Below are 18,931 nucleotides of genomic sequence, written 5' to 3'. Positions count from 1 at the left end.
TTTTCAACTAATGATCCAGAAGAGATCAGGGAGTTTTTTAACTCAAACTTAAAAAAAAATCAATAGATAATTGTTGTCAGGAAGAAAAAAACGGATCAAAGGTGAACTTAGAAAAGAAGAATCTTCTGAATGGTTCAAGTGGATAGTAGTTGAACTTGCACTTGTTGAGGAAGGAACTAATTATGTCAAAAATTCTCAAACAATAGTTGTACCGGTTTACGATAAATCAGGAAAAGCTATTGCGGGCTGGAATGTAATTTCCAAACAAACAGGTCAGGTGTTAAAACACATAAAGGAAGGAGCATCTAGTTTAGGGATGCATCTGGAGCAATGGTCGTTATGTTAAATACTGTGGATTTGGCAAATGATGATATATCTTTATCTTATTATAGTTATCAACTAACTGGAACTGTTATAGCTACAGCTGCTGCTTTTTATCTAAGTGCAGGTGTTGGAGCATTAGTAGGGGCGGCATTTATCCTAGGAGAATATGCATACGAAGGATGGATGGAAAATATACAGCCAGAAATAAATAAGGGGTATTATGATACAAGGAGAGCTATTAATAAGGGATGGGTGCCATTTAGATGATTGTAATGAGGAAATTTAGTGTAAAATTTATTGATCATTTTAGGCACTTAGGGCTTTATTTCTTCATTGTGATTTGTATTCCTTTAATGGTCTACTGTTTGTTTTTGTTTAAAAAAGGTTATTTTAATTTAAGGGAGGCATTTTTGATTGGGGGATTTTTTTTATCATTTACTCAATACCAATACTATTACTCCATTTAAATTATTATTTTAAAAATCATGGTGATATTTTTAATTATGATGCCTATTCTGGTAAAGTGATTTTCGAAAAAAAAGGAAAAAAAATAAAATTTGAAAAAAAAGATATTTTTAAAATCACAGTTTTTAAATCGTGGCCTTTGTCAAGAAATGATCTTCCAGTATTCCCTTGGGATTATTACAATTATGCAGTTATTGAATTAAAAAATGGCCAAATAATAAAAATTTCAAGTTTATTAGTTAACGAATTAGATAAAATCATGAAATTTGATAATACTGAAATCAAAAAATCATTTTACACTTGGATAGATTGACGATGATAAATGGTATAAAAGCTTCCACCTAGGCTCAACTATAAGATTAAGGTTCGGGAATAGTTGTTAGGTTGTTAAGTAGTTTTCTATTCCACTATTGTTTCACAAAAGATTTACCGGAGTCAATCAACATGAGATTTTAGAAGAAAAATTGTATATTTTGTATGACGGATACATGGAAAACGTCCTAGTCAATGATACTGCTGAGGATGTTTGGTCCGATGATTTCAGTTTCTTAAGAACCCCTCTATAGTGATTTAAGAGACACATGGAGCCTGTCCTGAGGAACTCAGGAATCCTTGGGGGCTTGAGCTGACAGGGTTGGGATATCAGTATAATGGTGTCAAGGAGAATAAGTACTTGTACAATGGGAAGGAGCTGATAGAAGATAACGATCTTCAGTATTATGATTACGGGGCAAGGATGTATGATCCGGTGTTAGGTAGGTGGGGAGTTGTGGATCCGTTGGCGGACAAGATGACAAGACATTCTCCGTACAATTATGCATTTGATAATCCTATAAGGTTTATTGATCCTGATGGGATGATGCCATGTGAAAATTGTGACCCATCTAAGTATTTTAAGAGAGAAGTAGAAAGTGAATTTGCATTTGTAAAAGATGGGATCGAAAATAGTTTTAAAGCTTTTGAAAAAACCATAAAAAATATTGAGAGATCTTTAACTGATTTATTGGTATCCAGACAATAAACTTAGCAATGGTGGATCGGGTAATACCCATTCTTCAAATCTATTTAGTGGCGATGATTCAAAGGTTCGGAAAGGAGAGGTAGAGAATAATATAAACATTGATTCGTTTATTCTTCCTTATTTGAGAGTTGATCCTTCTAAGACTGCGAACGAGGATTTTGTACAGGGAGTTGAAATTGGGGTAGCAGTGTTTGACTTTGGTACTAAATTATTGGAGGAAAACACAAATACGGACACAATTTTCATTAGTGGGACTGGTAAAAATCATTCAGATGGGACGGTATCAGTTAAAATGAATGTTGCTGGAGATACATTAGATTATAGAACTAAAAATGAAGAAGAATCAATAAATTTAAGAGATGATAAAAATAAAAAATGGAGCGAGTAAATTATGTTTTAGTTTATTGATTCTGTTCACATTTAGCTGTGAGGATAAAAGTGATTTAGTTTCTATAGAAGGTAATATTGTATCCATTTTAAAAAATGATTCTTTAAATGTGATCATTGAACTTCATGATAATGGAAATGTTAAAAAGATGATTACCAAACGTGAAGATAGTGTTGTGGTAACCAGTTACTTTGAAAATGGATTTATTAATGAATTTATCCCTACAATTGCAGGGAAGAAGCATGGGGAGTACTTGCTTTACGATGAATCAGGAAGAATAAAAAAGAAGGTGAAGTATAAAGAAGGAAGTAGGCACGGGGATACCTTTGAGTTTTTTTATGATACCTACTCTTTATCTCAAAGATTATATGAAAATGATGATGCGATATATTCTAGCGTTTATATGGAAGGCGATAAAATATTTAATTCACCTATTCCTGTGTTTGAGAATGAGATTTTTGATTCAAGTTCATATGAAACACTGATTACCTTTCCTTTTAAATTTAAGGGGGAAGTTAAAATTTACTTTAGAGATTCTATTGATTTTGATAAAAAATACCTTGATAAATACAATATGAGGTTAAAAATTAATAATTTTAAAGATGATTGGGCAAAATATGAAATAAGATTGGTTTATGAGCCTTCTGAGGATGATACTTTAATAGAAACTGATTTTGTGTACAATAGGAGTATCGATTTTGGTAGGGTTAAATAAAGATGTTAACATTCAGGTGTTATTTATAACCTAATTTTTTCATTAGTCAACTGAGTCAGCTTATTTTACTTCATTTTTTATTATAGTGAGAAGTGACATTTCTTAATTGGTTAATCCTTTTAAGGAATTAACATATTCCTTCTTTATATTTAGAAGTGTAATGAAAGAGATAATCGTTGAAAAATATATATGAAAAGTATCTATAATAAATCAGTTTTTAGTTTTGTTGTTTGTTCTCTTATTGTTGAGTGCTATAATAATTCCTTTAATATTGAAGTTGGGTCACCGGTAGAAATAAATAGTAAGTTTGGAAAAATAAAGCTTGTCTTAAAAGATAATGATATTACTATCGATAAAATTAAATACTTTGATAAGGGGAATAAGTTGTTTTTAAGTCAGGAGTTTGATGATCAGGGTTTAATTATTTCAAAATTAGATGATCATGAAAAGATTCAACTTCTTATTTAGTATATACTTCATTTTTATCTGGAATTATAAGTGAAAATGTAAATGACACATTAATTAAGGAGACGTATCATAATTTGGTAACGACAAGAGAATTTAAATCTAATAATGATGTTTTGTATTTAGATATGTTTGAATATGGTAAAAAGAGGTATAATGCCTTAAATATGAAATTGATAGATTCTGAATGGTTAGGTGAAAATAGGGTGAGGTTATTATTGAAGAATTATTTTCCATATAATGGTGAATTTGAGTTTTACTATTTAAATTATAGAGATAAAATAAAATCTAATAAGTTGGAGGAGAATTATTATATGGTTGAATTTCAGAAAAGTTTGGGGAAAGTTAGTAGTATTCAATTTGATGTAGAAATTATTCCATCTGATAAAGATTCTTTGATAAATTCGGTTTTTACACAAGAAATATTTCTTAAATATTAAAATCAATATGTTATTGTATACAGTTTAATATTAATCAATTGTTTCATTTATAAATTTAACAATATCTATTTATTTGGGAGTAATAGTTGTTCACGTATATTTACAATAACTTTTATCCTCCCTTCATAAAAGGCTTTTATTAGTTACTCTACTACACGCTTTTATTCAAAACCTCCTTGAAAATCGTAATCCTATTTTTGCCATTTACAATGGCATACTAAAGCATAACTTAAAAAGCATAACTTAATAAACGAAAGTTTGCTATTTTGACCATTGTAAGGCTATGGCTTTAAAATGGCATTGAAACTGTTTCAAGGTTTGTTCTTTAAATGTTCAGTATTTATTTGTAATACCTATGGGGATAAACTAATTTTTGTTCCAGGTGAGGGAAATTAAATTAGAGTTCAAGTAACCCTCTGTTTCCCCTCTCTGGGTGTAGTATTCACTACACCCTAGTATTTCTTACCTCCTTTAAAGTCATGAACTTTTTATTACCGTTTGTATTGGCATCCCAAGATACTTCTTAGAAAACAAAAGTTTAAATTTGTGACCATTATAAGGCTAATGTTCGAAAATGGAATATAAAGTGATCCATGCTTTGTCCTTTAAACAATCAGTAACCACTTGTAATATCTGTGGAGATAAACTATTTTTATTTGTGGGAAAGGTTTATTTATCATTGGCCTTAGAATAGAAGCTGAATCTGAATGAGAACCAAGCGATAAAACTGGTGCCAATTTTCAAGAAGCAGATCTCAGTAATCATGAAATCACCAAAAATATGGGAGCCAGGGTTTTAGGGTTAGCAGCGTAAGCAATAAGAGACAAAGGGAAATTATCTGTTACCTTCCCTATCAATAGTGAACGACAAGGTTTTTTCAAAAAATATGGATTGAATACTGATCTAAAAAGCAAGGAACTATTGAAATCAGTTGCGACATGGTCTCATAAAACATTACTACATGGTGTATCTAAAGAGCAAAACGTCCTGAAGGAAAAATTCAAGAAATAATTGGCAAAATTCCTCAAGACGGTGGACACGAATAGAAGGAAACCTTTGAAAGTCAAACACCTTATTATAAAAACACATACAATATGTTTAGAGGTGTAAATAAGAGTATGAAGCTTTGCGTATTCGATGATTTTATCTTGCGTAAAATAATAGTTCATGGCTATAACTAATCAAATTTTCCTATTTGTCATAATCCTTGTTTGTGGTTGTGTTTCAGAAAACAATGAAGAGAATACGGAGGTAAGGGTGTATAAAGTTGATGAATTAATTTCAGTTCATATTAGATATGATACCCTAGTTATGGATCCAACTCAAATGTATGGGGTGACAAAAATGATATATGAAATTGATTCTATATTAGCGATAAATGATCAACAAATAGTATCTATGGATGGATATACGGTATCAATTAATGGATATGACAAATGGCGTAAAGCTAGGCTTGCCAAATATATTGTCCAAATACCTGTTAAGTATGGTGAGATAACATTGTACGGAATTTATGTTGAAGATATTGGTTCAGTTTATTTTCGATGGTTAGATGGTAGCAAATCATTTGTACTTGAAGAGAAACTAATTTTAGGGCAAAAATACCGTTATGAGGAACTAATAAATTATTTAAATACCACTATTTTGCTAATACCTCCTAACCCCAGTGATACTATCCAAGAGAACTTGGAAATTGAGGGAGATATAGAGATCGATACTTCGATGGTGAAATAATAAGTGCCCTTTTACATTGGAAAGGTGCTGATAGAAGATAACGCTCTTCAGTTTTATGATTATTGGGCGAGGATGTATAGCCTGTCCCGTATATCGGGAATTTAATGCTGAGAAGGTGGGGAGTTGTGGATCCGTTGACAGAGATTTATCAAGCCTTCAGTCCATATAACTACACATTGAATAATCCTATTAAGTTTGTTGATCCTAATGGAACGCGGGTTGAAGATGCTGATAGTTTTTCAACTAATGATCCAGAAGAGATCAGGGAGTTTTTTAACTCAAACTTAAAAAAAAAATCAATAGATAATTGTTGTCAGGAAGAAAAAAACGGATCAAAGGTGAACTTAGAAAAGAAGAATCTTCTGAATGGTTCAAGTGGATAGTAGTTGAACTTGCACTTGTTGAGGAAGGAACTAATTATGTCAAAAATTCTCAAACAATAGTTGTACCGGTTTACGATAAATCAGGAAAAGCTATTGCGGGCTGGAATGTAATTTCCAAACAAACAGGTCAGGTGTTAAAACACATAAAGGAAGGAGCATCTAGTTTAGGGATGCATCTGGAGCAGTGGTCGTTATGTTAAATACTGTGGATTTGGCAAATGATGATATATCTTTATCTTATTATAGTTATCAACTAACTGGAACTGTTATAGCTACAGCTGCTTCTTTTTATCTAAGTGCAGGTGTTGGAGCATTAGTAGGGGCGGCATTTATCCTAGGAGAATATGCATACGAAGGATGGATGGAAAATATACAGCCAGAAATAAATAAGGGGTATTATGATACAAGGAGAGCTATTAATAAGGGATGGGTGCCATTTAGATGATTGTAATGAGGAAATTTAGTGTAAAATTTATTGATCATTTTAGGCACTTAGGGCTTTATTTCTTCATTGTGATTTGTATTCCTTTAATGGTCTACTGTTTGTTTTTGTTTAAAAAAGGTTATTTTAATTTAAGGGAGGCATTTTTGATTGGGGGATTTTTTTTTATCATTTACTCAATACCAATACTATTACTCCATTTAAATTATTATTTTAAAAATCATGGTGATATTTTTAATTATGATGCCTATTCTGGTAAAGTGATTTTCGAAAAAAAAGGAAAAAAAATAAAATTTGAAAAAAAAGATATTTTTAAAATCACAGTTTTTAAATCGTGGCCTTTGTCAAGAAATGATCTTCCAGTATTCCCTTGGGATTATTACAATTATGCAGTTATTGAATTAAAAAATGGCCAAATAATAAAAATTTCAAGTTTATTAGTTAACGAATTAGATAAAATCATGAAATTTGATAATACTGAAATCAAAAAATCATTTTACACTTGGATAGATTGACGATGATAAATGGTATAAAAGCTTCCACCTAGGATCAACTATAAGATTAAGGTTCGGGAATAGTTGTTAGGTTGTTAAGTAGTTTTCTATTCCACTATTGTTTCACAAAAGATTTACCGGAGTCAATCAACATGAGATTTTAGAAGAAAAATTGTATATTTCGTATGACGGATACATGGAAAACGTCCTAGTCAATGATACTTCTGAGGATGTTTGGTCCGATGATTTCAGTTTCTTAAGAACCCCTCTATATTGATTCAAGAGCCACATGGAGCCTGTCCTGAGGAACTCAGGAATCCTTGGGGGCTTGAGCTGACTGGGTTGGGATATCAGTATGCTGGCATCAAGGCAAATAAGTACTTGTACAATGGGAAAGAGCTGATCGAAGATAACGATCTTCAGTATTATGATTTCGGGGCAAGGATGTATGATCCTGTTTTGGGAAGGTGGGGAGTGGTGGATCCGCTAGCAGACAAGATGACAAGACATTCTCCTTACAATTATGCATTTGATAACCCTATAAGGTTTATTGATCCTGATGGGAGGGCACCCAAGAACTGCTGTCCACCATCTTCTGGCTCAGTTTTTTATTCAGAGGTAGAGAAAAATTTCGGATTCATTAAATCGGGTATTGAAAATCTATTTGGCGGAAGCAAAAATACTGGGTCAAGAAGCAAAGTGAATAGTCAGCCTTCTGGAGTAGTTTTGGTGGGTGCTGATGTAGGTCATGATGATATAGGTACCATAGGGGATAAAATTTCAGGTGAGGTAAATACTGATGGTTTGGGGAGCTTTGGATCAGGTTTACCTTCCGGAGGAGTAATGGAAAAAATTGCAGATATGATGGGAAGTGTATTTGGGCTTGTTTCTGAGTTTTTTAGCAGTGATTCAAGTAAACCGACTGAAAATACTAATATATCAGAAGCAGTTAATCCTACTTCTGAAGCTGAGCCGAATAGCCGCAGTGGTTCACAGGGAACCGCTAATCCTGATGGCAAGAAGAACACAAATGCAGATACAGTTAGAGGAACATTTGTCGATCGGCAAGGCAATATTGGAAAGTACAGGATTATATTGCAAGGAAAAGATACCTTAGACCAAAAATATTATGTACCCGATGGTTATTAGACTGATTAAATTGTTAATGCTACTTAGTTTTTTTTCTTGTGGTAACTCGGGAAAAAGCTTTGAATTAGAAGTTTCAGTAAAAGATACTGTCCGGGTTGATGAAAAAGTCTTGGCAAAGATTTACTCAAACAATAGTGATTGGGAGATCATTAAAGCATATTTCGACTGTGAAGAAAATCCATTATCTGACAAAATAAATGTTTTGAATGAAACAATTGAAGGTTGTGTTAAAGAGCTCTTTGTTAGGAATGATACAATAGTTATTCAATTTGTTCCAGCAAAGTTAGGTCCAGCTGAATTTGGGAATATAAAGGTTCTTATGAAAAAGAGAGCAGAAGAATACAAGGTTTTGGAGTCTGGTTTTAATTATGTTGTGGTAAAAGGACAGACTAATAATTAAAAAACAAATAATCTAGTGATACAAAAATTTTGATTACCTAAAATGATTGTTAATTTTAAAAGCCCGGTTCGTCCGGGCTTTATTTATTTAGCGAAAGCTTTTTCCCTCTCTGGGTGTAGTATTTACTACACCCTTTTATTCCTAACCTCCTTGAAAATAGTAATCCTATTTAAGCCATTTACAATGGCATACTAAAGCAGATCTTAGTAAATGAAAGATAAAGTTCTGACGACTATAAGGCCAAGGCTTGAAAATGGAATCCAAACTGTTTTATGGTTTGTTCTTTAAACGTTCAGTATTCATTTGTAATTCCTGCGGAGATAAACTACTTTTAGTTGTGGGAGAATTCTGCCGAATTAGCGAATCGGGAATACTCCCCTGGCCGCTATGGTTCCCGGCTTAAGCCCTTATCATTTTGGCTATAACAATCCGGTCCGATACAATGACCCGCTGGGACTGATGGGGCAGGATGCAGGGATATGGGGTACGGGAGATACTTACGCCTCAAATAACTCCCAGAATCCGTTTGATTTTATGCCCAAATTTACCCGAACCAATCCGGGATCGGGGAATCATTGGTCGGATGGATGGGAAAATAGTGACTGGAATGGATGGACTGGAAGTGATGCCTATAGAGTGGAAAAAGCTTATGCGGAGAGCAGTGGTGGCTATGGTTTTGGAGGATCTTTTAAAGATGGAAGCGGTAATCAGGTCAAGGTTGTAAACGGGCAGCTTCAAGTGTGGTATCCTATGGGAGGTGATTTAGCCTATAGTGAAGTAGGAGATGGTTATGTTAATAAGTACTATTATGGTGCCTGGGGTGATCCGATTGGGGGGAAAGGTAACGCCATTTACTCAACTTTAAACCTTTCGGGCGGAGTATTATCAGGGCCTGCTGGAATTATGTCGCTTCGAGCTTGGGGGCATGACATGCTTCTGAAGGAGAGCCAGTGGCTTGGTAATAACGGAAGATTATATTCAACAAAGTTTTATGGGAGCAATAAGTGGCTTTCGGGTACCCAAAAGGCCTTCAGGGCAGCTGGATCAGCTGCCAAAGCTTGGGGAAATATCCTTGGAGGTTTAGGAGCTATGGTAAGTGTAGGTTCAGCTTATAATGCATTTTTAAATGACAGAGATTACACATCCATTTGGGTTGACCTTACTATTACAGGAGGATTATTTATTGGAGGTTTAGAGGCGGGAATAACAGGGGCACCGGTGGTTGCTACATTTGGGATAGTTTATGGAGTCTATCGCCTGACAGCTGGATCAAACGGTGATGCTTTAATTGATCAATATTTTGGATATCGATGAAAAAGAACCTTTATACATATTTATACTGGTGTTTTTATAGCATGGTTAGGAAAAGAACAGGTGACACAAGTCACCAAAGGGCGGCTGTATTGCTATCAATTTCTGAATGTTTGTTGATAATAATAATTTTTTCATGGTTAGCTATATTGTTTTATGATTCAGGACATAGTTTTTCCTTAAGTTCAATAGATTTTAGGTATGTATTTGGTGTAATGGGACTGATTGTCATAGGCTGTAACTATTTAATATTTCTTAAAGATAGAAGATACGTTAGAATACATAGTCTATATAAAGAAAAATATTCTGAACGAAAAGCTAAAGCAATCGCAATCTCTATTCTTTTCATAACCTTTTTTGGCATGATTATGTCTGGCATTTTTCTAAGTAAAACTATTAATGGTTGGTAATCAAATCATATACTTGTTCAACCGTGATGTTAAACAAACCAGCTTTATGAAACGGCATTCAGGACTTATGATCCGTACTTGGGCAGGTTCAATCATATGGATCCCCTTGCCACTATGATTCCTAGCTTATGCCCTTATCATTTTGGATTTAACAATCCGGTTTGGTACAATGATCCCCTGGGACTGATGGGGCAGGATGCAGGGATATGGGGTACGGGAGATACCTACGCCTCAAACAATTCCCAGAATCCGTTTGACTTTATGCCCAAATTCACCCAAACCAATCCGGGTTCGGGAAATCATTGGTCGGATCAGTATAGGGATCCGTATCATAATTGGTTGTTGATGGATACCGGTGGATTTAGGGATTTCTATGGTCTTATCGATGGTTTCGGTGGGACTAATTATGAAAGTGCCGGAGAATTGGCCAAAGGTATTGTTGCATCGAATGGATTGGTTATTTCCGTTGGCGTAAATGGTCCGGGAGATGGCAACGGCAATATAATTCCAGGTGAGGAATTTTATGTTTATTATGTAGATCAAGCTTAGGGGGGGACAGAGCGACATGCCTATGATTATGGAAGCTCTCTTTCGATAGCAGGAAATATTACTTTATTAGGAGGTCTTTCTTTTGAGTTAGGCTTTGTATGGGATAATGATGGTGACAGAACTGGCTATTTCACTCTTGGACCAAGTTTTGGTTTTGATGCCTCTATTGGAGTGTTGGCAAAGGATTACACACCAAGAAATCAACAGGATGGATTCGATGTTTCGGATTTGCAAGGTTTTGGAGCATCCTATAATGGAGCTGCATTATGGTATGATGGAACATGGGGAGGAAGTTTCGTAGACCATGATGATTGGTTTAATCTATTTACGGAAATGGGAGAAACCTATTATGAAAGTGGTGCTGGAGCATCTTTTGGCTCTCCGGCCGGAGGAACCTATGAATACACTTACACTTGGACGTTTTGGACTACCCTAGGAGGTCGCTAAAATTTAACATCAAAAAAATGAACAAAGCAAAGTATATCCTTTTGTCAATGGTTATAGTGCCTATTCTATTTTTCGCAGCGCGTAATGCTGGATTTTTAGGTATGGGTAATTTTATAGAAAGTAGAAACTGCAAGGATGAAGTGAGGTTGAGAGATAATGTCATTAAGGGGCAAGTCACTGATAAGTTTCGTGATAGCCATAATCATAATGTCAAAACAATCATTCTAAAACTGGATGATGGAACGACTAAAAAATCATCTTTTCTCATGTTGGACATTAGCGGGGCTTATGATGACCTTCGCATTGGTGACAGAATCGAAAAGAATTCTGGCAGCCTAATGCTAGCTATTCAACGAGGAAGTTCACAGCACCAAATTCAACTTGATTATAATTGTAGAAAAGATTTGGATCCTAGATCCCTGAATGGGTGTAGAATCGGCTTCACCCCGATATTCCCATACTCCTTTGCAGTCGTAATCCTTTCAATAACATTTGCAATGGCTTACTAAATAAATGTTCACCATTTTGACCATTCTCTTCAGTCTCACCGAGCAAATAACCCACACTAGTATCCAGAATCAGAGCCAGCTTCTTTGCAGCTTCTATCGATGAAGTCATCTCATCACGCTCATACTTACCTATCGTAGTGAGAGAAGTCTGGAAAATCTCTGCCAGTTCTTTTTGCGATAGGTTTTTGGCCTTGAGCCACCCTCTTGTGTGTAGTATCCTCTACACCCTCATATTCCTAAACTCCTTTGAAATCGTCATCCTTTAAAAGCCATTTGCAATGGCTTAGTAAAGCACTTCAAGGTAAATAAAAATTTAGTATTTTGATCCCTGTCTGATTAAGGTTGGAATAAACAGCCTAGATCTTCTATTTATTTATTACCAGCATTATTGATTTGTATATCCTTTAGATAAAAACTACTTTTATTTATGAGTAAAGCTTATCAAATAGGAAACGAGGAAATAAGTCTCTGACCGCCATGGTTCCAGGCTTAAGCCCTTATCATTTTGGGTTTAATAATCCGGTCCGGTACAATGACCCGCTGGGGCTGATGGGGCAGGATCCAGGTATTTGGGGTACGGGGAATGCACATGCTTCAAATGCATCAAAAAATCCACTGGGTGGATTTACAGGCCCGGGTTCGGGGAATCACTGGTCAGATGGAATTGGATATTCAGATTGGTCCATGTGGGGAGGTAGCCAAATGTACAAAGATGCTTTTGCCAGTGGAGGATTCAAATTTGGAGGGAAGTTTTACCATTTAGATGGAGATGGAAATCGCATTCAGTATGAAGAGAGAAATGGTAAGCTTGGCTATTGGGTGGATTATACTGCGACTACGTTATCTGGTAATTACCTGGATGGAAATACTACTTTGTCAGCAAAGCCATATCAATGGGTTAATGTTACCCAAAATGGGGGCAATTTATATGCTGAAATAAGTTACTCTTTCAATGAGATGAAGTATGATTACATGCTTGCAGAGAATGTGGGAGTCAATGCAATGTTTAATATGATTGGAAATTACTCAGTTAAAGAAATAGACGGAAAATATCATTTCTTTGCTTCTGCCGCAGGAACAACACCTGCAAAATCTCAAGGTGATGTAGCTTTCCAAGGGAGTGCCCAGGTAGTCGTAAATGGTAAAGCAGTAAATAACAATCCTTTTGTTTATCAAGACGGCTATAATGCGGCCTATCCTTCAGGGTTTCAAAACATAGGCGCAGTATCATTTGAGTTGCCGACCAGTGGGAATGTTATGATAAATCTAAACTTTAGTTATCATATAGTTTTTGGTTCGCAGGGTCAACGCCATTCAGCAATTATGACAATCCCCGTTCATATAAGACAAATAGGGTTACCACGAAATTGACGAGAATTTTATGAAATATAGGATAGCAATATTACTTTTATTTGTCTTGGCCTGTGGTTGTGATCAAGAGAATAATACTGAAGAAGTTGATGATGCATATCAACCAAATCCGGAAGCAGTAGAATTAAATAATAAGGCTGTTAGTTTTATTAGTAACGTAGCGCATAGTTATGATTCAATAAAGGGATCATTATATGATTCTGCGTTAATCTATCTAAATCAAGCTATAGAAGTTGATAGCATATATATTACAGCCTATACAAATAAAGCACAGATGTTACGAAATAAAGGGCAATTAAAGAAATCAATTGATGTATTAGAAAAAGTAGAATCTATAAAAACTGGCTTTGCAGAAGTAATAATGGGTCAAGGGCTAGTATATGAAAAAATGGGTAATATATCCCAAGCTCATAAAAAATATATTGAAGCATTGGAGGCATATAAAGCAAGATTGGAAGATAGTGCAGACCCTGTTAAAGTCAAGTTGGATATTGTTTTTTTGTATATGTTCATAGAAGATAAACATCGAGGCATGAATGATCTCGAATTTTTGAAAGAAGAATATCCAGATAATCAGCAAGTAATAGCTATGGAAAGCTATTTAAAGGGGTTTAATAAAGAAGAATTTATAAGAACTTACTAAAAGAAAAGTCTCTGAGATAAGGGTCCTCGACCTTGGTGTAGGTGTGTCGTGAAGTCCTTGATGTGGATCAAAGACATGTTGTAAAAAAGATGGTAGAAGGTCTACCGCAATCGCTGAGTAAGCAGAGGTTGCAAACCACCGCTAGGTGCTCTTTTGGTAACGAAATGGTGTTGAACGGAAAGAAGAAAAGGTTTGCTGGATGAATCAGGTGCGAATAAGAGAGACGATTGCAAGTGAATCTCCGATGAAGTGTCGATAAAAGGAATACATTGTCGAAAGTTCAAAAGATCACATTTTAAAAAACCGTCTGATTTAGGTTGAAATAAACAACCCAACCGATCTTCTATTTATTTATTATCCGGCATAATTTATTTGTAAATCCTGTAGAGATAAACTACTTTTAGTTGCAAGTGATGATTACTAAATAAGATATTGAGAAATACTTCCTTAGCCGTCATGAAGCCAGGCTTAAGCCCCTACCATTTTGGCTTTAACAATCCGATTCGGTACAATGACTCGCTGGGACTGATGGGTCAGGATGCAGGGATATGGGGTACGGGAGATACTTACGCCTCAAACAATTCCCAGAATCCGTTTGACTTTATGCCCAAATTTACCCGAACCAATCCGGGTTCTGGGAATCATTGGTCGGATCAGCATAGGGATCCGTATCATAATTGGTTGTTGATGGATACCGGTGGATTTAGGGATTTCTATGGTCTTATCGATGGTTTCGGTGGGACTAATTATGAAAGTGCCGGAGAATTGGCCAAAGGTATTGTTGCATCGAATGGATTGGTTATTTCCGTTGGCGTAAATGGCCCAGGAGATGGAAACGGCAATATAATTCCAGGTGAGGAATTTTATGTTTATTATGTAGATCAAACAAATGGGGGGGTACAAGATATTACCGAAAAATTCTATCAGCAGTTAGTACGAACAGAGTTGTTTTTCACGAATGCCAGAGAGATATTCGATAATGCTGATTTCACCGTTCCAGGTAATCAGAAAGCGGAGAAATTAAGATTCTTTGCTAATATGGTGAAGACTGGCGCACCCATTGATATAAAGCAACCAGGTAAAGGGTTTAGTGCCGGAGAGATTGGAAGACAGGCCATTTTTGAAGGCAATGTGTATGACTTTGACGACTTTGGAAATATCAATTTTGGATATGCAGCTCGTGTCTTTGGAATTCCTCTAGGTGAAGCAGTAAAAGCTGCAGGGTTTTATCAAACCTTCTTTCAAGGTAATCCTGATTTTAGTAATTGGGAAGGATTCTTTGATGCTTCAAAGGATACACGAAATATAAAGTATGGATACAATTTCACACCAATATGGGCAAGGTAGGATTAGGTGTTTTAGGAGTAATATGTTTTACCGGTGTATGGTTGTACAACCAATTTCAGGTTAACCCTGTACGGAATCAAATAGTATTTGAAGAAAATATTGAATCAGTAGCAGATTCATTAGGCAAGATGAATCGGTTACTTCATAAATTTCCAACACGTACCAGAAGGGTTAATTACTTCATGGATCGAGAAGGTTACCTTTATTTAGGTGCTGAAAAGATTGCGCCATTGAAAGGAGCAATAAACAATCCTAAGGTTCGTGATGATATGTTTTTTGAGAATTTTACGGATGATGAAATAACTCAATTCTTTTATTTGATGGCTTATCTCCTTAAGAACAATATTGACGCATCAAATCTTGAAAAACCTATTGGAAAATATCTGTTTAACTATAGGAGAACTGAAGAAAATAGATTTAATGATATGCGAGAAATCATGATCGTGGAAAGCTTTCGTGATACTTTAAACTCTTATTTTAAAGAGACTTTTCAAATATTAGATCGAAAATCAAATCTTGTCTTAATAGCTCCGAGAAAGGCAGAAATCCGATAAGAGAAACAGAAATGAAATGAAAGCCTCGAGAGATCGGGGCTTTTTTATATCACAGAATCTTAGAAGAACGGATAAAATGATCGATAGTAGTCAGTAAAGACTGTTTTTCCTTCTCAGGAAGGTTGGCAATAGCCTGTAGACGTTGCAACATCTTTTTATCCTTGAACAGGTTATCCTCTTCCGTCTCACCGAGCAAATAACCCACACTAGTATCCAGAATCAGAGCCAGCTTCTTTGCAGCTTCTATCGATGAAGTCATCTCATCACGCTCATACTTACCTATCGTAGTGAGAGAAGTCTGGAAAATCTCTACCAGTTCTTTTTGCGATAGGTTTTTGGCCTTGCGCCACCCGCCTGGGTGTAGTATCCACTACACCATTTTATTGCTAATCTCCTTTGAAATCTTCATCCTTTAAAAGCCATTTGGAATGGCTTACTTAAGCACTTCATAGTAAATAAAAATTTAATATTTTGATCCCTGTCTTATTAAGGTTGGAATAAACAGCCTAGATCTTCTATTTATTACCAGCATTATTTATTTGTAAATCCTGTGGAGATAAACTACTTTTAGTTGTAAGTAAGGATTAATAAAGAAGATGTTGAGAAATACTCCCCTGGCAGCTATGGTGCCCGGTTAAAGCCCCTACCATTTTGGCTTTAACAATCCTGTCAGGTACAATGACCCGTTGGGATTGATGGGGCAGAATGCTGGGATATGGGGTACTTGTGATACTTACACCTCAAATAACTCCCAAAATCCCTTTGACCTTATGCCCAAATTTACCCGGACCAATCCGGGTTCGGGGAATCATTGGTCGGATACATATAGAGATCCTTATCATAATTGGATGTCAATGGATACCGATAGTTTTAACAGTATGGGATATATATTTAAGTTTAAGTGGGTGGATGATCCGACTACTACTGTATCTGGTGATTACAGAGACGGATCACTAACAGTGTCAGCTAAACGACCGCAATGGGTTTTATATGATGTTCAATCATCAGGGGAGTATGGAAATCAATATGGTACTCGTCCAAGAAATGTTGAAGATTTTGTTGATAGGTTTGATGGAATGACCTATGATGAAATAATGCTCGGTAATAGTTCTTTCCTAGGGATAAAATACCCAAATAGATTAGCGGATGCTCGATATGGTTTTATAAGGGATCCTCAATCTCCAGGAACAGGAAGGCAGGTAGATATGATACACTTTATGGTAGTAGGCCAGAAAGGAGTAATGATGGGAGTTGCAAATGAATTTCAGCAGTGGGTTCAAGGAGTTTTTGGAAATGACCATGCAATGGGAAGTGCATTTCATCCGCAGGATTTGTATTCAAATAGACTAGGTGTAGAATTCTTTCAAAGTTATGGAACGTTAATAGAACAGAACCCTACTAAAATTGCACAATACATCGGGCAGTTTTTGAATGACCCTGGAAGAAATAGATATAAAAGCGTATTTGAATAAGTTATGAAAAAAAGATCTATAACAGTTGGCGCTATTGTACTATTAGTTTTATCTGTAGTTGCATTTTATAGCTATCAATTTGAAAGTAGTAGTGAAGCAATAATTGCTAAGAACAATTTAGAGAATATCCAAGAAGTAGAAATTGGAATGGATACTTCTCAAGTGTTGGCTATAATGGGAAATCCTTTAGATAAGAGAAATTATAAAGGAGAATTGTTTTATGATTATGAAATGCCTCCTGGAGTGTCTTTTCAATGTCAAATCATATTTAACCCATCAGGTCTAGTGATATTTATAAGCCCTGATCCTAAAAGTTTGAAATAACTTGAAAGTCCCCCTCCTGGGTGTAATGTGCTAGGTGTGTTTGTAACTACACCTTTCTATTTTAAGAATTTGCAATTCGAGCGATGTATGTTATTTCTATTTTATGGGAGAAGCTTATCAAATTCGTGATCAAGAATTGCCTTATTTCTTAACCTTTCAAGCCTGAAGATTTTGTTTATTCAAATGCTAGGAATTATTCAGGATTGAAAGGCTTAATTGAAGTGGATTGTTGGTAAGTTTGACGTTTATTCTAGTAGTATATTTGTAAGGATAATAGGGTGTAGTTGCAAACTACACCCAGATGGGGTGGTGATTTCTCTAACTTTAATCATGCCTTGAATATTGGTGGTGGTATTTATGGAGCAATGGAGGGTCTTACTTCAAGTCAGGGTTATTGGCTCGGCAAGAATGGAAAATATTATGAAGGGTTTTCAGGTCGAGGACCGAATCAATATACAGGAAGTAGAGCAAGTGCTCTAAAATCTGCCTATTCTTATAAGTTAGCCGGTAAGGCTGTTGTTATAGGTCAGGTGGCTCTAGGGGTTTACGTAACGAGACAAGGATATATTTCAGATGGGGGTCAATTCGGATATAGTGCTCAAAGGGCAGCGGTAGGTAGCGCAGCAGGAATTGGTTTTGGGTTGGTAGGAGCTCAGGCAGGGGCAGCAGCAGGAGCGGCTATTGGTGTATGGTTTGGTGGAGTTGGTGCTATTCCAGGTACCGTCATTGGAGGAGTAATTGGAGGCTTTGTCCTCGGAGTAGGTGGAAGCTATTTAGGTAGCTACTTTGGCGAAAGTGCAGTAGATCATTATCATGGGCGATGATGGGGAAAATGGAACTGTGGTTAAATATCGTGCACTACTGCCTTTATAAGGCTGAACACAAACGCTACTATTGGTTTAATAAGCTGAATCCATTCATGCTCTTAGGGAAGATACCAGCAGTAAAAAGAAAGTTTGAAGAGCAAGGGACTTCTCATTCAGAAGTAGTTAATAAAGTCTGGAATGACAAGCGTTTTGGTTTTGGAATCATGGTATCTGGCGGGGCAGTTGTTACATTTATTTTCTTGATAGGATTAGCAATTTTCGATATTACCAACGCCCTCTTAGGCTATCCGCTTGAACAGTCCTTTTTACCTTTTTTGATTTGCTTGGGATTAGCTTATTTGTTCTGTCATTTAATGGTTTTTCAGAATGACAAATACTTAAGTTACTTCAAGAAGCTAGATAAACGAACGAGAAAGGAGAAACGGAAATACGCCTTATTAACACTTTTGTTTGTATCAGGTTCTGTAGTTCTATGGCTATACAGCTTCAGGTTTTTGCCAGAGCTTTAGTGCGTCAGTTCCTGTCTAAGACTTGCTTTGAGCAAGAAAGCAGAAAGCAAATCCATGACGGTTTTCTTTTGATCGTCAGAAAGCTGCTGAGTTTTATTAAAAAGACTAAGAAGCTCGTTATCCACTATGTGGGTGCGGGCTTTTTCGTTTTGTTGTATATAGACAAACTGATCCAGAGACATATCCAGTACTTTGGCCATCTTCTTGGCAATCTCTAAAGAAGGAATTTTGCTAATTT

At 35.9% G+C, this 18,931-nt stretch carries 29 protein-coding genes; 26 read left to right on the top strand and 3 right to left on the bottom strand.

All coding sequences use genetic code 11. The annotated features are described in order from the left end of the window. Positions 1 to 73 precede the first annotated feature (73 nt). The 18 genes from AC0L7T_RS21430 to AC0L7T_RS21345 all read left to right on the top strand — a co-directional run bounded on the left by AC0L7T_RS21430 (position 74) and on the right by AC0L7T_RS21345 (position 11,646). On the top strand, positions 74 to 346 hold the full coding sequence (locus tag AC0L7T_RS21430) for a hypothetical protein (RefSeq protein WP_473338277.1): 273 nt from the start codon (positions 74 to 76) through the stop codon (positions 344 to 346). A gap of 11 nt (positions 347 to 357) precedes the next feature. Continuing rightward, positions 358 to 591 (top strand): hypothetical protein, encoded by a 234-nt coding sequence (locus AC0L7T_RS21425; RefSeq protein ID WP_473338287.1) that lies wholly within the window; start codon positions 358 to 360, stop codon positions 589 to 591. Between the two features lie 139 nt (positions 592 to 730). Further along, complete coding sequence (locus tag AC0L7T_RS21420; RefSeq protein WP_473343392.1) at positions 731 to 1,102, top strand: PH domain-containing protein; 372 nt, start codon at positions 731 to 733, stop codon at positions 1,100 to 1,102. 321 nt (positions 1,103 to 1,423) lie between these two features. Further along, positions 1,424 to 1,810, top strand: coding sequence for an RHS repeat domain-containing protein (locus AC0L7T_RS21415; RefSeq protein WP_473338285.1), 387 nt, complete (start codon positions 1,424 to 1,426; stop codon positions 1,808 to 1,810). A gap of 121 nt (positions 1,811 to 1,931) precedes the next feature. Continuing rightward, positions 1,932 to 2,198, top strand: coding sequence for a hypothetical protein (locus AC0L7T_RS21410; protein ID WP_473338284.1), 267 nt, complete (start codon positions 1,932 to 1,934; stop codon positions 2,196 to 2,198). Next, positions 2,170 to 2,913, top strand: coding sequence for a toxin-antitoxin system YwqK family antitoxin (locus tag AC0L7T_RS21405; protein ID WP_473338283.1), 744 nt, complete (start codon positions 2,170 to 2,172; stop codon positions 2,911 to 2,913). The genes AC0L7T_RS21410 and AC0L7T_RS21405 overlap by 29 nt, the downstream gene beginning before the upstream one ends. A gap of 189 nt (positions 2,914 to 3,102) precedes the next feature. Further along, complete coding sequence (locus AC0L7T_RS21400; RefSeq protein ID WP_473338281.1) at positions 3,103 to 3,381, top strand: hypothetical protein; 279 nt, start codon at positions 3,103 to 3,105, stop codon at positions 3,379 to 3,381. Between the two features lie 74 nt (positions 3,382 to 3,455). Further along, a complete protein-coding gene (locus AC0L7T_RS21395; protein WP_473338280.1) occupies positions 3,456 to 3,818 on the top strand; it encodes a hypothetical protein in 363 nt (120 codons plus the stop codon). 1,167 nt (positions 3,819 to 4,985) lie between these two features. After that, entirely contained in the window at positions 4,986 to 5,552 is a 567-nt protein-coding gene (locus tag AC0L7T_RS21390) for a hypothetical protein (RefSeq protein WP_473338279.1), read from the top strand. Positions 5,553 to 5,862: 310 nt separating this feature from the next. Beyond that, positions 5,863 to 6,135 carry a hypothetical protein gene (locus tag AC0L7T_RS21385; RefSeq protein ID WP_473338277.1) on the top strand — a complete coding sequence of 91 codons (273 nt, stop codon included), beginning with the start codon at positions 5,863 to 5,865 and terminating at the stop codon, positions 6,133 to 6,135. Between the two features lie 11 nt (positions 6,136 to 6,146). Continuing rightward, the gene (locus AC0L7T_RS21380) at positions 6,147 to 6,380 is read left to right on the top strand and encodes a hypothetical protein (RefSeq protein WP_473338276.1); all 234 of its coding nucleotides are present in this window, start codon (positions 6,147 to 6,149) and stop codon (positions 6,378 to 6,380) included. A gap of 5 nt (positions 6,381 to 6,385) precedes the next feature. After that, the gene (locus tag AC0L7T_RS21375; protein ID WP_473338274.1) at positions 6,386 to 6,892 is read left to right on the top strand and encodes a PH domain-containing protein; all 507 of its coding nucleotides are present in this window, start codon (positions 6,386 to 6,388) and stop codon (positions 6,890 to 6,892) included. Positions 6,893 to 7,144: 252 nt separating this feature from the next. Further along, complete coding sequence (locus AC0L7T_RS21370; RefSeq protein WP_473338272.1) at positions 7,145 to 8,020, top strand: RHS repeat domain-containing protein; 876 nt, start codon at positions 7,145 to 7,147, stop codon at positions 8,018 to 8,020. After that, positions 8,010 to 8,420 (top strand): hypothetical protein, encoded by a 411-nt coding sequence (locus tag AC0L7T_RS21365; RefSeq protein WP_473338271.1) that lies wholly within the window; start codon positions 8,010 to 8,012, stop codon positions 8,418 to 8,420. The genes AC0L7T_RS21370 and AC0L7T_RS21365 overlap by 11 nt, the downstream gene beginning before the upstream one ends. 387 nt (positions 8,421 to 8,807) lie before the next feature. After that, a complete protein-coding gene (locus AC0L7T_RS21360) occupies positions 8,808 to 9,734 on the top strand; it encodes a hypothetical protein (protein WP_473338269.1) in 927 nt (308 codons plus the stop codon). Between the two features lie 503 nt (positions 9,735 to 10,237). Beyond that, positions 10,238 to 10,690 (top strand): hypothetical protein, encoded by a 453-nt coding sequence (locus AC0L7T_RS21355; protein ID WP_473338268.1) that lies wholly within the window; start codon positions 10,238 to 10,240, stop codon positions 10,688 to 10,690. 171 nt (positions 10,691 to 10,861) lie between these two features. Further along, a complete protein-coding gene (locus AC0L7T_RS21350) occupies positions 10,862 to 11,137 on the top strand; it encodes a hypothetical protein (protein WP_473338266.1) in 276 nt (91 codons plus the stop codon). Positions 11,138 to 11,154: 17 nt separating this feature from the next. Then, a complete protein-coding gene (locus AC0L7T_RS21345) occupies positions 11,155 to 11,646 on the top strand; it encodes a hypothetical protein (RefSeq protein WP_473338264.1) in 492 nt (163 codons plus the stop codon). Here the strand turns inward: AC0L7T_RS21345 and AC0L7T_RS21340 are convergent. Next, entirely contained in the window at positions 11,579 to 11,803 is a 225-nt protein-coding gene (locus AC0L7T_RS21340; protein WP_473343391.1) for a hypothetical protein, read from the bottom strand. The genes AC0L7T_RS21345 and AC0L7T_RS21340 overlap by 68 nt on opposite strands. Before the next feature lie 320 nt (positions 11,804 to 12,123). Between AC0L7T_RS21340 and AC0L7T_RS21335 the strand changes: the two genes are divergently transcribed. The 4 genes from AC0L7T_RS21335 (at position 12,124) to AC0L7T_RS21320 (ending at position 15,561) form a co-directional block, all read left to right on the top strand. Next, complete coding sequence (locus AC0L7T_RS21335) at positions 12,124 to 13,017, top strand: hypothetical protein (protein ID WP_473338263.1); 894 nt, start codon at positions 12,124 to 12,126, stop codon at positions 13,015 to 13,017. A 10-nt stretch (positions 13,018 to 13,027) separates the two neighbouring features. Further along, positions 13,028 to 13,660 (top strand): hypothetical protein, encoded by a 633-nt coding sequence (locus AC0L7T_RS21330; protein ID WP_473338261.1) that lies wholly within the window; start codon positions 13,028 to 13,030, stop codon positions 13,658 to 13,660. A gap of 456 nt (positions 13,661 to 14,116) precedes the next feature. Beyond that, entirely contained in the window at positions 14,117 to 15,007 is an 891-nt protein-coding gene (locus AC0L7T_RS21325) for a hypothetical protein (RefSeq protein ID WP_473338260.1), read from the top strand. Continuing rightward, on the top strand, positions 14,995 to 15,561 hold the full coding sequence (locus tag AC0L7T_RS21320; protein WP_473338259.1) for a hypothetical protein: 567 nt from the start codon (positions 14,995 to 14,997) through the stop codon (positions 15,559 to 15,561). The genes AC0L7T_RS21325 and AC0L7T_RS21320 overlap by 13 nt, the downstream gene beginning before the upstream one ends. A 49-nt stretch (positions 15,562 to 15,610) precedes the next feature. Here the strand turns inward: AC0L7T_RS21320 and AC0L7T_RS21315 are convergent, their stop codons facing one another. Continuing rightward, positions 15,611 to 15,868, bottom strand: coding sequence for a hypothetical protein (locus tag AC0L7T_RS21315; protein ID WP_473343390.1), 258 nt, complete (start codon positions 15,866 to 15,868; stop codon positions 15,611 to 15,613). 463 nt (positions 15,869 to 16,331) lie between these two features. On the opposite strand from AC0L7T_RS21315, the gene AC0L7T_RS21310 reads away from it, so the two are divergent. The 4 genes from AC0L7T_RS21310 (at position 16,332) to AC0L7T_RS21295 (ending at position 18,693) form a co-directional block, all read left to right on the top strand. Then, complete coding sequence (locus tag AC0L7T_RS21310) at positions 16,332 to 17,033, top strand: hypothetical protein (protein WP_473338258.1); 702 nt, start codon at positions 16,332 to 16,334, stop codon at positions 17,031 to 17,033. Between the two features lie 3 nt (positions 17,034 to 17,036). Continuing rightward, positions 17,037 to 17,357, top strand: a complete 321-nt coding sequence (locus tag AC0L7T_RS21305) for a hypothetical protein (protein WP_473338257.1) — start codon at positions 17,037 to 17,039, stop codon at positions 17,355 to 17,357. Between the two features lie 284 nt (positions 17,358 to 17,641). Then, complete coding sequence (locus tag AC0L7T_RS21300; RefSeq protein ID WP_473338256.1) at positions 17,642 to 18,181, top strand: hypothetical protein; 540 nt, start codon at positions 17,642 to 17,644, stop codon at positions 18,179 to 18,181. After that, positions 18,178 to 18,693 (top strand): hypothetical protein, encoded by a 516-nt coding sequence (locus tag AC0L7T_RS21295; protein WP_473338254.1) that lies wholly within the window; start codon positions 18,178 to 18,180, stop codon positions 18,691 to 18,693. Before AC0L7T_RS21300 ends, AC0L7T_RS21295 begins: the two co-directional genes overlap by 4 nt. Here AC0L7T_RS21295 and AC0L7T_RS21290 read toward each other — a convergent pair. Then, entirely contained in the window at positions 18,690 to 18,893 is a 204-nt protein-coding gene (locus tag AC0L7T_RS21290) for a hypothetical protein (RefSeq protein ID WP_473338252.1), read from the bottom strand. The genes AC0L7T_RS21295 and AC0L7T_RS21290 overlap by 4 nt on opposite strands. Positions 18,894 to 18,931 lie beyond the last annotated feature (38 nt).

It is taken from the genome of Cyclobacterium sp. 10D3-21 (genome assembly GCF_055809755.1).
The sequence above is the reverse complement of the archived record's forward strand: the minus strand, read 5'-3'. Positions and strand labels throughout refer to the sequence as shown.

What these genes read in the sequence shown, in the direction of transcription:
- AC0L7T_RS21405 (WP_473338283.1), top strand. Translation starts at nt 2,170, where the DNA reads ATGATAAAAATAAAAAATGGAGCGAGTAAATTATGTTTTAGTTTATTG.
- AC0L7T_RS21400 (WP_473338281.1), top strand. Translation starts at nt 3,103, where the DNA reads ATGAAAAGTATCTATAATAAATCAGTTTTTAGTTTTGTTGTTTGTTCT.
- AC0L7T_RS21390 (WP_473338279.1), top strand. Translation starts at nt 4,986, where the DNA reads ATGGCTATAACTAATCAAATTTTCCTATTTGTCATAATCCTTGTTTGT.
- AC0L7T_RS21375 (WP_473338274.1), top strand. Translation starts at nt 6,386, where the DNA reads ATGAGGAAATTTAGTGTAAAATTTATTGATCATTTTAGGCACTTAGGG.
- AC0L7T_RS21365 (WP_473338271.1), top strand. Translation starts at nt 8,010, where the DNA reads ATGGTTATTAGACTGATTAAATTGTTAATGCTACTTAGTTTTTTTTCT.
- AC0L7T_RS21360 (WP_473338269.1), top strand. Translation starts at nt 8,808, where the DNA reads ATGGTTCCCGGCTTAAGCCCTTATCATTTTGGCTATAACAATCCGGTC.
- AC0L7T_RS21355 (WP_473338268.1), top strand. Translation starts at nt 10,238, where the DNA reads ATGGATCCCCTTGCCACTATGATTCCTAGCTTATGCCCTTATCATTTT.
- AC0L7T_RS21345 (WP_473338264.1), top strand. Translation starts at nt 11,155, where the DNA reads ATGAACAAAGCAAAGTATATCCTTTTGTCAATGGTTATAGTGCCTATT.
- AC0L7T_RS21335 (WP_473338263.1), top strand. Translation starts at nt 12,124, where the DNA reads ATGGTTCCAGGCTTAAGCCCTTATCATTTTGGGTTTAATAATCCGGTC.
- AC0L7T_RS21330 (WP_473338261.1), top strand. Translation starts at nt 13,028, where the DNA reads ATGAAATATAGGATAGCAATATTACTTTTATTTGTCTTGGCCTGTGGT.
- AC0L7T_RS21325 (WP_473338260.1), top strand. Translation starts at nt 14,117, where the DNA reads ATGAAGCCAGGCTTAAGCCCCTACCATTTTGGCTTTAACAATCCGATT.
- AC0L7T_RS21320 (WP_473338259.1), top strand. Translation starts at nt 14,995, where the DNA reads ATGGGCAAGGTAGGATTAGGTGTTTTAGGAGTAATATGTTTTACCGGT.
- AC0L7T_RS21310 (WP_473338258.1), top strand. Translation starts at nt 16,332, where the DNA reads ATGCCCAAATTTACCCGGACCAATCCGGGTTCGGGGAATCATTGGTCG.
- AC0L7T_RS21305 (WP_473338257.1), top strand. Translation starts at nt 17,037, where the DNA reads ATGAAAAAAAGATCTATAACAGTTGGCGCTATTGTACTATTAGTTTTA.
- AC0L7T_RS21295 (WP_473338254.1), top strand. Translation starts at nt 18,178, where the DNA reads ATGATGGGGAAAATGGAACTGTGGTTAAATATCGTGCACTACTGCCTT.
- AC0L7T_RS21290 (WP_473338252.1), bottom strand. Translation starts at nt 18,893, where the DNA reads ATGGCCAAAGTACTGGATATGTCTCTGGATCAGTTTGTCTATATACAA.